Raw genomic sequence first — 14,139 nt, 5'->3', positions numbered from 1 at the left:
CAGGACATCAGAACAGCTCCAAATCGCCACCGGAAACCGGGGCTTGAACGGGGACCAGCGGGCGCTCGGGCACGCGGTCCGTAACCTTGACGCAGCGGCTGCGGCCCTCATGCGGCAGGAACTCGATCTTGCGCGCGCTCGTTCCCCCCAGGTCCGCATGCGCCACCTGGATGCCTTCGGTTTCCATGAAGCGGCGCGCGAACGACGCGTTCGAGGAGCCGATCGAGCCCAGTCCGGAGACGATGTTGGCACCCCCGTATAGATGCGCCATCAGCCGGCCGCGCACCGCGCCCTTCTGCATCATCCCGTTGATGACCACTTCCATGGCATGCACGCCGTAGCGCGCCATCTCGGCGGCACCCACGCGCTGGTCCGCACTGGGCTCGCCGAGCAGGAAGTGGTTCATGCCCCCGACCCGGGCGACCGGATCGAACAGACAGGCCGCGACGCAGCTGCCGAGCAGGGTGGACACGACCACCCCCGGCTCGGCGACCACGGCATGCTCGCCCTGAACAATGGCGAGCCGGCGCATCAGGTGAGCTCGCCGAAGACGCGCTCGATCTTCTCCTTCAGCGCGGCGGGCGCGAAGGGCTTCACGACATAGTTGTTCACGCCCAGGGCCGCGGCCTTCTGGACGATCTCCTTGTCCGACGAGCCGGTGAGCATGATGAACACCGTCTTGCCGATCACCGCATCGGTGCGGACCGCTTCCAGGAACTGGAGGCCGTCCATTTCCGGCATGTTGAAATCGGAGATGATCAGGTGCACGCGGTCGGCCTTGACCGAGGCCAGGGCTTCCTGGGCACTCGGCTTGTCGCGCACGTCCTTGAACCCGAGATCCTGCAGAGCGCGACGGATCATCGCGCGCATGCTGGTCTGGTCATCGACCACCATCACCTTGATCGCTGCAGCAGCAGGCATCAGACGCTCCCAATCTTTTCACGGCAGGCCTTGAGGATCGCCTCAGGCATGCCTGACAAACCAACTTCATGTTCCACCGCACCCAGCTCCTTGGCCGAACGCGGCATTCCCCAGACAACGCAGGTTTCGCGGCTCTGACCCAGCGTCCGGGCACCCGCCCGGCGCATCGCCAGCATCCCCTGCGCGCCATCGGCACCCATGCCGGTGAGGATCACGCCGACCGCGGCAGCGCCCAGGGGCGCGACCGAGTGAAACAGCGTGTCCACCGAAGGCCGGTGGCCGGAGACGGGGTCGCCCTCGCGCAGCTTGATATGGCCGCGGACGCCCCCACGCAGCTCCATGTGGCGCTGCCCTCCAGGAGCAATATAGACGGTTCCGGGCAGCACCGGCGCGCCATCCGTAGCTTCCACAACCTGGACCCTGCATTCGCCGTTCAGCCGCTCCGCGAAATTGCGGGTGAACGCGGCCGGCATGTGCTGGACGATCAGCACCGGCGGGCAGTTTTCCGGCAGTGCCGGCAGCAGCGAGAACAGCGCCTCGACGCCACCGGTGGACGAACCGAGCGCGATGATCCGGTCCCCGACCGCGCCAGCGGCGAGGGTCGGCTGGGCGGGCAGGCGCTGCGGGCCGGCGCGGGCGACCGAACGGGCGGCGGCCTTCACCTTCTCGCAGAGCAGCACCGCGTCGCGCTCGATATCCTCGGGCGTGCCGCTGGGCTTGGTGACATAGTCGACCGCGCCCAGGCGGAGCGCCTCGATCGTCACTTCCGCGCCGCGGGCGGTCAGCGTCGAGCACATCACCACCGGCATCGGCCGGAGGCGCATGATGCGCTCTAGGAACGACAGCCCGTCCATCCCCGGCATCTCGACGTCGAGCGTCAGCACGTCGGGGTTGAGCTGCTTGATCATCTCCCGGGCCGCGAACGGCTCGGGCGCCATGCCGACGACCTCGATTGCCGGGTCCTGGGCAAGCATGCGCTTGAGCGTCGCGCGCATCGAGGCGCTGTCATCGACGATAAGCGTACGTACCGGTGCCATCAGTGCACCTCCGGCTTCTGATAGATGGTGTGACCGCACGAGCGCATGTGGCGCGCCGCCGGCCCGATCAGCCGTTCCGAGTGACCGATATAGAGGTGCGCGCCGGGAGCCAGCTGGTTGACGAAACCCGCCTCCAGCTCTTCCTTCGCGGGATCCCCGAAATAGATCATCACGTTACGGCAGAAGATCACGTCATAGGCGGCCTTGAGCGGCCAGGGCTCGAACAGGTTGAGCACCTTGGCCGTCACCAGCGCGCGTGCCTCGTCGGCCATCTGGTAGCCGCCCTGCACAGGCTTCATCCAGGTGGAGCGATAAGGCTCGGGCACCGCCTCGGCGACGTTGTCGGCATAGAAGCCGCGACGTACCGATTCCACGACGTGGGGAGCGATGTCGGTGGCGAGCAGCCGGACGTCCGCGTTGCGCAGCCAGGTGGCCGACGTGCGGTCCGGGCCCAGCAGGCACATGGCGATCGTATAGACTTCCTCGCCCGACGAGCATCCCGCCGACCAGATCCGGATCGGACCCTGCTTGCGCTTGAGCACCGGCAGGACGTGTTCGCGGAAATGATCGAAGTGATGCGGCTCGCGGAAGAAATGCGTGTGGTTCGTGGTCAGCGCCACCACCATCGCATGGCGTTCCACCGGGTCGCTCTGCACGAGCGCGACATAGTCGGAGAACTTGGCCAGGCCGTGCTCGCGCAGCCGGCGCCCCAGGCGCGACTGGACGAGCGTGGTCTTCGCCTCGCTCAGCGCGATGCGCGCATCCTCGTGCATGATGGCGGCGATGGCGGCGAAATCGCGGGGCGTGAGCTCCGCATTCGCCGCCGCCATGCCCACCCCGACGCCGGCAGGCGCCAGGGCGCCCCCGGCGGCGGTCACGCTGCGAGATCCAGGTGCTTGGTCAGGCTCAGCGCGTCGAGGTCGAGCAGCAGCACCATGGTGCCCTTCTCGTCCCGGGTGCCGTCCTTCTGGCGCGTGGCGATGCGCACCAGGCCCGCGATCACGGTCGGCTCGATCGTCTCGACCTCGGGGGCTGGCTGGATCTCGGTCTCGCCGATGGCGACGATGTCGTTGACTTCGTCGACCAGGAAGCCGGCCTGCTTGCCCGCGATGTTGACGACCAGCACGCAGGAGCGGGCATGGATCACGCTCGGCTCCCAGCCCAGGCGCTCGGCGAGGCCGACCACCGGGATCACGTTGCCGCGCAGGTTGGTCACGCCCTTGATGAAGCCCGGAACGTTGGGGAGCGGGGTCGGCTCGTCCCATTCACGGATTTCGATCAGCGCGCGCATGTCGATCCCGAAGGTCTGCTGGGCGAGCGAGAAGGTAACGATCTTGCGGTCGGTACCGGCGTTGTCGTTGGTCGTGGTCATGCTGCCAGTCCTTTCGGGGTATAGCGGTTGGTGGAGGCGACGAGCGCCTCGATATCGAGGATGAGTGCGATCGAGCCGTCACCAAGGATGGTGGCGCCGCCCAGGCCGCGGATCGGGTGGAGATTCTGGTCGAGGCTCTTGATGACGACCTCGCGGCGGTCATCGATCGTGTCGACGACGAGGCCGACCTTGCCCGAACCTTCGCTCTCGACGATCACGACGAGGCTGTCCTCGACCGCGCGGTCGTCGTTCAGCCCGAAGATCTCGGTCGTGCGCTTCACCGGCACATATTCGCCGCGCATGTCGATCACTTCGCTGTCCGGCGCGGTGCGCTTGACCTGGCCCGGCTCGGGCTGGACCGTCTCGAGCACATGCGCGAGCGGCAGCACGAAGCGCTGGCCGGCGAGGCGGACGATCATGCCGTCCAGGATCGCCAGGGTGAGCGGCAGGATCATGGTGAAGGTGGTGCCTTCACCCGGAACCGAGTGGATCTCGATGCGGCCGCCAAGCGCTTCCACGTTCGAGCGGACCACGTCCATGCCCACGCCGCGACCCGAGATGTTCGAGATCGTCTCCGCGGTGGAGAAGCCCGGGGCGCAGATCAGCTGATCGATCTCTTCGTTCGACAGCTGCGCATCGGCGGGGATGATGCCCTTTTCGATGGCCTTGGCCTTGACGCGCTCGCGATTGATGCCGCGGCCATTGTCCGAGACCCGCACGAAGATGCGCGCGCCCTTCTGCTCGGCCGAGAGCTTGATCGTGCCCTCGGGCGACTTGCCCGCGGCGATGCGCTCCTCGGCGCTTTCCAGGCCATGGTCCGCGGCGTTGCGGATCATGTGGGTCAGCGGATCGCCGATCTTCTCGATCACGCCCTTGTCGACTTCGGTCGTCTCGCCGGTGGTCTCGAGGTTGATCGTCTTGCCGGTCTCGACCGAGAGGTCGCGCAGCATGCGCGGCACGCGGCTGAAGGCCTGCTTGATCGGCTGGGCGCGCAGCGACATGACATTGTCCTGGATCTGGCGCGTCAGGCGGGCCAGTTCCGGGAGTTCCACGCGCTGGCGATCGGCCGGCGAGAGCCGGTCGGCCAGGATCGAGTTGCGGATCACCAGCTCGCCGACCAGGTTGAGCAGCAGGTCGAGCTTGCCCAGGTCGACGCGGATCGTCTGCTGCGCATCGCTGTTCGCCTTGGGGGCGATAGCGGGCGTATCGACGCTGCCGACGGCCGGCGAGGCTGCGGCGATCGTCTCGACGACGCGCTGCATCTCGGCGGCGAAGTCCTCGACGCCGGCGGTCACCGGCACGAAGCCGAACTCGTCCGCGGCGGCAACCTCGGCCACCGGCGCGGCGGCCGGGGCAGCGGTCTCGTCACGGCGGACCTCGACGATCGAATCCGGTGCGACGAAGTCGAAGCAGTCGTTGATGTCGCTCTCGCTCACTTCGCCCGGAACGCGCAGCGTCCAGGTGAAATAGGCGTCCTCGGGATCGAGGTCGCGCAGCGGCGGCACCGTCGAGGTGTCGACCGCGACGGTCTCGGCGCCGAGCGCTTCGAGCTCGCGGACGATCAGCAGCGGCTCGCCGGCATTGGCCAGCGCGGCGCGCGAAGGCTTGAAGGTGACGATCCACGGCGCGTCCGCGGCCGGAGCCTCGGCGGGGGCGTCGAAATCGTCGAGCGACACGGCCATCGGCACGAAGCCGAACTCGTCCGCCTCGTCGGCGGCCGGCGCGGCCGGAGTCTCCACCGCCGCGGGTGCCGGGGCGGTGGAGTTGGCCACGGGCGCGCCGTCATCGGCGCCCTTGTTCGCGAGAACCTGCTCGAGCGCGGCGAGCGCGGCCTGGTCGGCCGGGCGGGGCGCCAGGCCCTTGGCGGATTCGACATGGTCGGTCAGGATGTCGAAGGCGCTCAGCATCACCTTGACCACGCCGGGGCTCGGCGGGATCTTGCCGCCGCGCACTTCGTCGAGGACGTTCTCGAACTTGTGCGCGAAGGCCGTGAGGTCAGCATGGCCGAACGCGCCGGCGCCGCCCTTGATCGAGTGGACCGCGCGGAACACGCCCGCGATGGTTTCGGCCGAGACGTCGCCGGCCTGCATGGCCGAAAGGCCCTGCTCGGCGGTCACCAGACCTTCGGCGCATTCTTCGAAGAAGATCGCCTGGATTTCGTCGAGTTCGTCGCTCACGGGCACACGCGGCGGATGGCCGCCCCCAGCTTGGTGGCTTCGAACGGCTTGGTGATCCAGCCGGTGGCGCCGGCCGAGCGGGCGCGGGCCTTCTTCTCGTCCGAGAATTCGGTCGACAGCACCAGGATCGGCGTGCCGCGGAATTCAGACACGCCGCGCACTGCCTCGATCAGCTCGAAACCGTCCATCTTCGGCATGTTGATGTCGGTGATCAGAAGGTCGGGCTTCACTTCGTGCATGCGCTCGAGGCCGTGCTCGCCGTCATTGGCGCTTTCGATGCGAAAGCCCTGGGCGGTCAGCGACGTCTTGAGCAGCATGCGCATGCTCGCCGAATCATCGACGGTAAGGATCAACTTGCTCACAGAACGTCTCCGGTCTCGAGGCCGATCGCCGCGGCCAGCTGGCTGCGGTTCACGCGATCGACGAATGCGGGGCTAGGGTTGGCGATGCGGAATTCCTGGCCGCCCGCAGCAGCTTCGGCGCGCGCGGCGACGAGGAGCTGGAGGACGGCCTGGCCGACGCTCTCGACTTCCGACGCATCGATTTCGATCGCGTCGTCGAGGTCTGCGGCGAGCACGAGGCGCACGCGCAGGTCTTCGGCCGTAACGGTGGTGCCATGGGCGGGGAGACGCAGCGCGCGCTCCTCGGCATCAGGCAGCTGCTGGGACTGGTCCATTCTTGGCCTCGTCAAGTGCGGTTTCGAGTTGCTGGAAGGTCGGCGCGTAGGCCGACGGCGTCATGCGGCGAGCAATTTCAATGGCCACCTGAACCGGCTGGTTCTGGGCATAGGCGACGATCGCCGTCTTCACGATCTGGAAGGGCTTGCAGTCGGCATCGATCGTCTCGAGCAGCTTGGAGGCGAGCGGACCCACCACGCAGTAGCTGAGCAGAACGCCGAGGAAGGTACCGACAAGCGCGCCGCCGATCATCGAGCCGAGGATCTCGGTCGGCTGGTCGATCGAGCCCATGGTCTTGATGACGCCCAGAACCGCGGCGACGATGCCGATCGCGGGCAGGCCGTCGGCCATGATCTGGAGCGCGTGCTGCGGACCGGCCTCTTCGTGGTGATGCTTCTCGATGTCCGCGTCCATCGCGGCCTCGATCTGATGCGGGTCCTCGAAGTTGACCGTCATCATGCGGAGATAGTCGCAGACGAACTCGATCAGGTGATGGTCCTTGAGCAGGCGCGGATAGGGCGTGAAGAGGTTGCTGTCCTCGGGCTTGTCCAGGTGCGGCTCCAGCGCCGTGGCGCCACCCTTCTTGAAGGTGGAGAGCACGGTGAACATCAGGGTGAGCAGGTCCTTATAGTCCTGCGCCTTCCACTTGCTGCCCTTGAAGGAGCGCATGATGCCCTTGCCGGCGTTCTTCACGGTCGACATCGAGTTGGCGACGATGAACGCGCCGATCGATGCGCCTGCGATAGCCATCATCTCGTGCGGCAATGCGTGCGCAATGATCTCGAACTTGCCGCCCGAGATCACGAAGCTGCCGAATACGCAGACGAGAATGATGATGAATCCGATGCCGTTGAGCATGGCGGTTCGCCCAATGTCCCTGTTGTTTCCAGAATTATAGGAAGGTTTTGCCGGGGCAGGGTCGCCGCCCCGGCAAATTGGTTAAGCGGCTTCGGCGGCGCGGTCCTGCCAGTCGATGACGGCCAGGTAGTTGCGCAGGCGGTTCGCCTCGAGCGAGGCCAGCAGCTTGTTGTTGTGCCAGGGCATGATCATCTCGGCGAGCGCCGGCGCCCAGGGGGCCGAGGAATCGAAGAGCACGCCGAGGCCGAACACCGCGGGCACATGCGCCCAGGCGAGCTGGCGCTCGTCGGTGCGGGCTTCGTCGAGGAAATCCTCCACCGCGGTCAGCACGCCGTTGCGCGGGCCGCCCTCGTGCAGCGCCCAGGCGAAGCTGCCGGCGCCGCGGAAGCCGCGATTGGGGGTGCAGGCCGCGCTGCCGAGCGCCACGCCGCCCTCGAAGCTGTAGGGGTGGCGGTGTTCCTCGGGGATGCGGTCGGGTGCGTAATAGCAGTCGCGCCGGGCGCAGGGCCAGGAGACGTCGTGCATCAGCGCGAACAGCGGCTTGCCGTCGCGGCGCGCCAGCCGGTCGGCGATGCGCAGCTCCTCGATCACGGTGTAATAGTTGTGATCGCCGTCGATCACCCAGGCGTCGATGCCCGAGAGCTCGGGCATCGCGTCATGGCTCGGCTTGGCGATGTGGCGGACCTCGGGGGTCTGGTTGACCCAGTCGATGAACTCCTGCTTCGGCGCCGGATCGATGCTGGTCAGGCTGCCGCCGGTCACGCGGGCATAGGCGGCGAGCTGCTGCGAGGTGCCGCCGAACTCGGCGCCGACCTCGGCAATGTTGCGGGCACCGGCGATTTGCAGCGCCTGGAGGATGATGTCCGAGAATTCGGACATGGAGTGGATCAGCAGAGTCATGCGACGGCTCCCATGAGCGTGGTGGTGGCGGGCGCGGGCGCGGCGGGCGCGCGCGCGGCAATCGGGCGGAAGGCGATGGCGAGCATCATCGGCCGGTCGCCCTGGCGGGGCGGCGGCGGCACCATCATGAAGGAGAACTCGTTCTCGCAGCGGAAGAGGTGCGGCGCGACCTGGTCCATGCCTTCGAGCGAGGGCAGGGCATCGATCTCGCCGGTGCCATGCTGGATCTTGTCGCTCAGGAAGGTTTCGACCGGCATGAACACCGCGCTCTCCACCTGAACATAGTCGTAGAGCTGGCCGAACTGGACGCCCACCGAGAAGCGGCTGTCGCCAATCGGAATGGGAGCCAGGTAATAGCCGTCATGCGTCGGCGTGGCGGTGACGTTGCCGGTCGAGACCTGGTTGCCGTCGGCGACGATCAGCGGCAGCGAGATCGAGTTGTCGACGAAATCCTGGTACTTCAGCGGCATCGCGAAGCGGCGCTGGGCGAGCAGGCTCAGCTTGAGCGCCAGGCCTTCGCCGTGCAGCTCGGCCGGCAGGTACATGCGCTCGGCGCCCTTCATGTAGAACAGGCCGCGCTGGCGCAGGCCCTTCTTCGCGATGGCCGGGTCGAACAGCGAGACGGTGTTGTCGACGCCCAGGTTGATATCGTGCTCGAACTCGCCGAGCACTGCCAGCTCGGACCCGAGCGGCACATACATCAGCCGGCCAAGGACGGCCGCGGCAGCACGGCGCCACATGACCGTCTCGTGCGTCGGCGCGGCCGCACGGATGATCGCCTTGCCTTCGTCGCGAACGAAACGCAGGCAGCCTTCCTGCACCCGGTCGCGGACAGCCGACTGGCGCGACTTGATCGAGTTGCCCCGGCGGATGGCGGTGCCATCCTTCTCATAGTCGACGACCGAGCCCTGGGCCGCGGTGCACAGCTGCTCGAGCACGGCGACATTGGCGCACAGCGATTCCAGCGCCGCGCAGTCATAGTCGTCGTGGCCGATAAAGCCCTTCTTATCCAGGCCGCTGCGCGACTGCTCGCGCAGCAGCAGGTAGCGGCCGGCGACCTTCACGCCGAGCGCGCCGGCAAGCAGGCCGTCGATATCGTTCTGGACCGACCCGTTATAGCCCAGGTCGACCAGCATCAGCGTGTCGCCCTTGGCCGGGTTCACTTCCTTGCGGACATGGGCGACCAGCCGGTCGGCAAAGGCGCGCGATGCCGCGGTGATGCGGCGCATGCGCTGCGGCTCCTGCACCGCCCGCATGAAGGGCAGGGGACGGTTATGGTCCTTGAGCAGCTTGGCGGCTTCGGGGGCCGGCAGCAGCAACTGCTGCGCAACCGCGCGCAGGTCGCTCAGAATCTCGCGCTGGACATAATGCTCGACCGCTTCCGCGGTGCGCAGCGAGGCGGCGGTGGCGGTGAAGCGGCTGATCTCGACGGCGTGGCCGGTGCGGCCGCGTGCCTCATGGACCAGCTGCGGCAGATGGCCATCGCGCATCAGGAACACGGCATGGACGGTGCCGCCATTCTGCGCCTGCAGCGCGGCAGCTTCCTCTTCCAGCCAGCGGTCGAAGCCGAGCAGCGCCGGCCCGAGCGTGGTGTAGCCGAGCACCTCGGCCGTGTCGCTCATCCGCGGCTCGTTCGCCGCGATCGTCGCGCGATGCGGCTGATGGGTGATCGCCAGGCCCGCTTCGGTCGCGTGGAAGATGTTGCTGATCGCGCTCTCCAGCCGGATGCGCTGCTCGGTGCCTTCGGTGAACTGCTTGAGGTGCAGTGTATTGACGCCGAAGGGCGCGACGCCGTCGACATCGGCCTTCTTGTTGTCGCCGATATGCAGGATCTTCTCGGGCGCAAGCTTCAGTGCCTTGAGCACCGGCTCGTACAGGCCTTCGCTCTTCGCCTTGCCGTAGTGCGACGAGCAGAAGATGCGGCCGATCAGACCGGCGACTTCCTCGCCCGCAGCGGCGGTGATCAGCCCGCGCAGCTGCTTCTCGTCGAGATAGGTGTCGGAGACGATGATCGTCTCGATGCCCCGGGCCTTGGCCGCGCGCATCAGCTCCACGGTCGGCGTGAAGGCGAAGCAATGGCGTGCTTCGGCGTCGAGCTCGTCCTGCACGGCGGCGCGGCGCTCGGCGGCGCTCGCCAGCGGCATCAGCTCGGCATAGATCTCGTCGATATGGACTTCATTGCGGCGGTGGCTGACGGCGGCGTTGTTGCGCGCGGCCTGCTCGGCCCAGCCGCGCTGGAGCAGATTGGCTTCGCCCAGCGCGCCGAACAGGTCGCGCGGGGCATGCACGTCGCGCCACAGGAGCGTGTCGAAGCAGTCGAGCGACAACAGGGTCACGCCCGGATAGGCGTCCAGTGCCGACGGCAGCGCGTGCGGAAGGATAGCGTTGGCCAATGATTTTCCCCGGATGCGCGCCCGAAATCGGGTGGGCGCAGTAATCTTATAGGATGTTCGCACCCGGAGCGGTCGCAACCGTCCTAGAATGAAGGGTCAAGCAAATGGAGCGAGCATGACCCTTAGTGCTTATCAGGCAGCCCGTGCCCGGGCCGAAACGCCGCGCTCGGCGGAGCTCAGGTTGTTGGGCGAGATCACCGGCGAGATGATGGATGCGGAAGAGCGGGGCGCGAAGGGCGCGCTGCTGATGCCGTCGCTGCATCGCAATCGCGAGATGTGGCACGCCTTCACCACCGATTGTAACGACCCCAATAACGGCCTGCCGCGCGATCTGCGCGCGCAGATCGTCTCGCTCGGCCTGTGGGTCGATCGCTACACCAGCGACGTGATCGCCGGCCGTGAGCGCATCCGCGAGCTGATCGAAGTCAACCGGATGATCATCGAAGGCCTTCGCGTCCCGCAGCGCGTCGCCGCCTGAACCTTCTCTCCGACCGACAGAAAAAGGGCGCCCGGCAGAAGCCGTGGCGCCCTTTTCTTTGCCGGAAGCTGGCTGTTATCGGCGCCTGAAGCTGAGCCAGAGGGCGGAGACGAGGAAATAGAAGGCGCCGAACGCGGCATAGGGCGCGATATCGACGACGCTCGGCATCGCCGGCCCATAAGAGCGTTGCAGGAAGAAAGTGCCGGCCAGCGCCGATTGCGCACCGCTCAGTGCCATCGCCCATTGCGCGCCATAGGCCTTCCAGCGCCGGACGCCGGTGGCAAGCTGGAGCAGCCCGGCCAGGAACGCCCAGATTCCGAACACGGCGAGCACGCGGTGCATGTCGCCGAGCGCGGCCGCCACGGCGAGCGTAGCCAACAGGCTCACCACCATGTTGAGCGCCTGGGTGCGGTTGCGGGACAGTCCGCCGTTGCGGGTGGCATCGACTAGGTTGGCGATGGCGTCCCAGGCCGGATAGGCGACCAGTAGACCGGCGCCGAACGCCGGCGCGCTTCTCCCGATCGTGAACGCTGCGGCGACCCAACCGGCCGAGACAATGGCGCGCACCCAATAATAGCTCCGTAGCCCGGCTACATCCCGGGCATTGGCGCGCGGCGCGCTGTCGCCCGGGCGATGTTCGATCACTTCTGACATCGGAATCTCCATCTGCCTACTAGTAGGTAGTTTTGGCGGGTAGCCGCTTGCTCATCGCGAGGCAAGCGAATATCTACCTATTGGAAGGTAGGAACATGGCGCAGAACACGGCCGGGCAGATCGTCGATACCGCGCGGCAACTCATCATGACCCGCGGATATAACGGGTTCAGCTATGCCGATATCGCCGAGGCGGTCGGCATCCGGAAGGCGAGCATCCACCATCATTTCGCTGCGAAGAGCGACCTGGCAAAGGCAGTGGTCGAGCAGTCGCGCGCGATCATCCACGCTCAGGTCGCGCAGCTCGCCGAGGCCGAGCCTGACGCCGCCGCCCAGCTGCGCGCCTATGCCGGCTATTGGGAGCGCTGCATTCTCGACAATTCGGCGCCCTTCTGTGTGGCGGCGATGCTCGCTGCCGAGCTGCCGAGCCTGCCCGAAGACCTTGCGGTATCGGTCCGTGCCCATTTCGCCGAGTTGACCGGCTGGCTGGCCCGGATCCTGGCGCTCGGCGTGCAGCAAGGCAGTGTCTCGCTGGTCGGCAGCGCGGAAGAGGAGGCTGATGCCTTCATGTCCGCGATCTACGGCGCCATGTTGTCGGCGCGCGCTTTTGCCGACCCAGGCCGCTTCGTGACGATCACCGAGACTTTGCTTTCGCGGGTCGTGCGCCTGCACTAGCGATGCTGGCTGCATATCGGGGCGGTGGAGCCCGCAGAATGAAAAAGGGCGCCCCGGCCGGAGCCGGGACGCCCATTCTTCGGGGTAGGGCGGGCTTCAGAACGAAGCCCAGTCGTCTCCACCAACCGATGCGGAGGCGACCGGCAGCGCCTTGACCGGCGAGACATAGCCGGTGCCGGCCTTCGCCGCCGGCTTCGAGGCGCGGGTGGCGCTCGTCGCGGCCGGACGTGCCGCCGGACGCACCGCAGTGGCATTGCCCACGTTGAAGCGGCTGGCCTGATCGGACAGGGCGCTCACCTCGGTGTTGAGGTTGCGCGCGGCTGCCGAGGTTTCCTCGACCATCGCGGCATTCTGCTGGGTCGACTGGTCCATCGTGCCGATCGCGGTGCTGATCTGCGAGATCGCGGTCGACTGGGCGGCATTGTCGGTCGCCATTTCGGCGAGCAGCGTGTGGACTTCGCCCACGTCGCTCGAGATATTGGCGAGCGCGCCGTCGACCTTCTCGACCATCTCCACTGCCGCGACGATGTCGGTCTGGGTGGCGGTCAGCTGGTCACGCGCGCGGCCGGCTTCTTCCTCGGCGCGCATGGCGAGCGCGGAGACGAGATCGGCGACGACCGCGAAACCACGGCCGGCTTCACCGGCGCGACCGGCCTCGACGGCCGCGTTCATCGCCAGAACGCGCGTCTGGAAGGCGATCTTGTCGAGGCCTTCGATAACCGAGTCGATGCCCTTGGCGCTGTCGGCGACGCGGGTCATTGCCTGCACGGCTTCATCGGCAATCGCGCGGCCGCCCGAGACGGTGCTGATCGCGCCATCGGCACGCTCCACGGTGCGGCCGGCCGAACCGGCCATGGTCCGCAGCCGCTGGTCCATCTGCGCGACAGCGGCCGAGGTTTCCTCGAGGCTGGCGGCATTGGCTTCGGTGCGGCGGGCCAGGTCTTCCGATGCCTGGGCGATTTCGGTCGAGCCGGTATGGATGGTCTGGGTCGATTCCATCACCGAGCCGATCAGCGCGCGGAGGCTGCTGAGCGCTTCATTGTAGTTGTTCTTGAGCGCGGCATAATCGGCCGGGAATTCGCGGGTGATCTCGGCGGTCAGATCGCCCTTGGCGACTTCGCCGAGATTGTGGCCGAGCGTGTCGACGACCATCTTCTGCTCGGCATCGGCGATCGCCTTGGCTGCGGCCGAGGCCTCCTGCGCCTGGGCGGTGTCGCGGAAGACCAGCACGGTCTTCGCCATTGCGCCCAGCTCGTCGCCGCGATCGGTGCCCGGCACCTCGACGCGGTTGTTGCCGCCGGCCAGCGCCCGCATCGTATCCTGCAGGCGCGCGAGCGGCTGGGTGATGCCCGAGCGCGAGACGAAGAAACTGATGCCCATCGCGGCCAGGATCGCGACGATGCTGACGATCAGCATCGTGTACGACGCACTGTCGCTGCTCTCGCCGAGTTCGTCGGATTTGGCCTTGCTGTCCGCGATGATCTGGTCGTTGAACTTGACCATCTGGGCAGCCAGCTGGTCGATCAGCTGATCCATCTCGGTCAGCAGGACCTTGGCGCCGTCATTTTCGTTGCGCTGGCCAAGCTTGATCGCGCGCGCGGCGAGGTCGTGGATCTTGGCGATCTGGCCGCGATAATCGTCGAGCTGGGGCTTGAGCTCGGGCTGCATCTTCTCGGCGTTGCCGAGCAGGCGGGTCGCCGCTTCGAAGTTGCTCTGCTCGATCTTGCCGGCTTCCTGCGCAGCCTTCGATGCGCCGTCATAGGACAGCGCGCGATAGCCGGCATAGGCCATGTCGGAGACGCGGCGATTGGCGCGTGCCAGCTCGGTGGGAACCGGCATGCGGTTTTCGACCAGCTCGGCATAATTCGTGTCGATGCGCTGCAGCGTGCTCGACCCGAATAGCGACAGGGCGAATCCCACTGAGGCGACAATGGCGACGAGCGCCAGAATCTTGGTTGGTATCTTGAACTTGGCGAGCATTTCCGCGTCTCCTGTGAC

At 66.9% G+C, this 14,139-nt stretch carries 15 protein-coding genes; 2 read left to right on the top strand and 13 right to left on the bottom strand.

The features are described 5' to 3' along the window. Positions 1 to 7: 7 nt before the first annotated feature. The 11 genes from HNP52_RS15915 to HNP52_RS15865 form a co-directional block, all read right to left on the bottom strand. On the bottom strand, positions 8 to 532 hold the full coding sequence (locus HNP52_RS15915; RefSeq protein ID WP_184168613.1) for a chemotaxis protein CheD: 525 nt from the start codon (positions 530 to 532) through the stop codon (positions 8 to 10). Further along, complete coding sequence (locus HNP52_RS15910) at positions 532 to 921, bottom strand: response regulator (protein WP_184168612.1); 390 nt, start codon at positions 919 to 921, stop codon at positions 532 to 534. The genes HNP52_RS15915 and HNP52_RS15910 overlap by 1 nt, the downstream gene beginning before the upstream one ends. Further along, on the bottom strand, positions 921 to 1,958 hold the full coding sequence (locus HNP52_RS15905; protein ID WP_184168611.1) for a chemotaxis response regulator protein-glutamate methylesterase: 1,038 nt from the start codon (positions 1,956 to 1,958) through the stop codon (positions 921 to 923). Before HNP52_RS15905 ends, HNP52_RS15910 begins: the two co-directional genes overlap by 1 nt. Further along, positions 1,958 to 2,836 carry a CheR family methyltransferase gene (locus HNP52_RS15900; protein ID WP_409372639.1) on the bottom strand — a complete coding sequence of 293 codons (879 nt, stop codon included), beginning with the start codon at positions 2,834 to 2,836 and terminating at the stop codon, positions 1,958 to 1,960. The genes HNP52_RS15905 and HNP52_RS15900 overlap by 1 nt, the downstream gene beginning before the upstream one ends. Beyond that, positions 2,833 to 3,330, bottom strand: a complete 498-nt coding sequence (locus HNP52_RS15895) for a chemotaxis protein CheW (RefSeq protein WP_184168610.1) — start codon at positions 3,328 to 3,330, stop codon at positions 2,833 to 2,835. The genes HNP52_RS15900 and HNP52_RS15895 overlap by 4 nt, the downstream gene beginning before the upstream one ends. After that, positions 3,327 to 5,507 (bottom strand): chemotaxis protein CheA, encoded by a 2,181-nt coding sequence (locus tag HNP52_RS15890; RefSeq protein ID WP_184168609.1) that lies wholly within the window; start codon positions 5,505 to 5,507, stop codon positions 3,327 to 3,329. The genes HNP52_RS15895 and HNP52_RS15890 overlap by 4 nt, the downstream gene beginning before the upstream one ends. Beyond that, a complete protein-coding gene (locus tag HNP52_RS15885) occupies positions 5,504 to 5,869 on the bottom strand; it encodes a response regulator (RefSeq protein WP_184168608.1) in 366 nt (121 codons plus the stop codon). The genes HNP52_RS15890 and HNP52_RS15885 overlap by 4 nt, the downstream gene beginning before the upstream one ends. Next, positions 5,866 to 6,183, bottom strand: a complete 318-nt coding sequence (locus tag HNP52_RS15880) for an STAS domain-containing protein (RefSeq protein WP_184168607.1) — start codon at positions 6,181 to 6,183, stop codon at positions 5,866 to 5,868. Before HNP52_RS15880 ends, HNP52_RS15885 begins: the two co-directional genes overlap by 4 nt. Then, positions 6,158 to 7,042, bottom strand: coding sequence for a flagellar motor stator protein MotA (gene motA / locus HNP52_RS15875; protein WP_184168606.1), 885 nt, complete (start codon positions 7,040 to 7,042; stop codon positions 6,158 to 6,160). The genes HNP52_RS15880 and motA overlap by 26 nt, the downstream gene beginning before the upstream one ends. An 81-nt stretch (positions 7,043 to 7,123) precedes the next feature. Beyond that, positions 7,124 to 7,942 carry a class I SAM-dependent methyltransferase gene (locus HNP52_RS15870; protein ID WP_184168605.1) on the bottom strand — a complete coding sequence of 273 codons (819 nt, stop codon included), beginning with the start codon at positions 7,940 to 7,942 and terminating at the stop codon, positions 7,124 to 7,126. Beyond that, positions 7,939 to 10,335 (bottom strand): HAD family hydrolase, encoded by a 2,397-nt coding sequence (locus tag HNP52_RS15865; RefSeq protein WP_184168604.1) that lies wholly within the window; start codon positions 10,333 to 10,335, stop codon positions 7,939 to 7,941. Before HNP52_RS15865 ends, HNP52_RS15870 begins: the two co-directional genes overlap by 4 nt. Before the next feature lie 115 nt (positions 10,336 to 10,450). Here HNP52_RS15865 and flaF point away from each other — a divergent pair, with 115 nt between their 5' ends. After that, positions 10,451 to 10,813 (top strand): flagellar biosynthesis regulator FlaF, encoded by a 363-nt coding sequence (flaF, locus tag HNP52_RS15860; protein ID WP_184168603.1) that lies wholly within the window; start codon positions 10,451 to 10,453, stop codon positions 10,811 to 10,813. A 75-nt stretch (positions 10,814 to 10,888) separates the two neighbouring features. Here flaF and HNP52_RS15855 read toward each other — a convergent pair whose 3' ends face one another. Further along, the gene (locus HNP52_RS15855; protein WP_184168602.1) at positions 10,889 to 11,467 is read right to left on the bottom strand and encodes a DUF308 domain-containing protein; all 579 of its coding nucleotides are present in this window, start codon (positions 11,465 to 11,467) and stop codon (positions 10,889 to 10,891) included. A 95-nt stretch (positions 11,468 to 11,562) separates the two neighbouring features. On the opposite strand from HNP52_RS15855, the gene HNP52_RS15850 reads away from it, so the two are divergent. After that, complete coding sequence (locus tag HNP52_RS15850) at positions 11,563 to 12,141, top strand: TetR/AcrR family transcriptional regulator (protein WP_184168601.1); 579 nt, start codon at positions 11,563 to 11,565, stop codon at positions 12,139 to 12,141. 96 nt (positions 12,142 to 12,237) lie between these two features. Here HNP52_RS15850 and HNP52_RS15845 read toward each other — a convergent pair whose 3' ends face one another. Next, the gene (locus tag HNP52_RS15845; RefSeq protein ID WP_184168600.1) at positions 12,238 to 14,121 is read right to left on the bottom strand and encodes a methyl-accepting chemotaxis protein; all 1,884 of its coding nucleotides are present in this window, start codon (positions 14,119 to 14,121) and stop codon (positions 12,238 to 12,240) included. Positions 14,122 to 14,139: the final 18 nt, after the last annotated feature.

This window comes from Sphingomonas kyeonggiensis (assembly GCF_014204495.1).
GTDB classification, from domain to species: domain Bacteria; phylum Pseudomonadota; class Alphaproteobacteria; order Sphingomonadales; family Sphingomonadaceae; genus Sphingomonas; species Sphingomonas kyeonggiensis_A.
The sequence above is the reverse complement of the archived record's forward strand: the minus strand, read 5'-3'. Positions and strand labels throughout refer to the sequence as shown.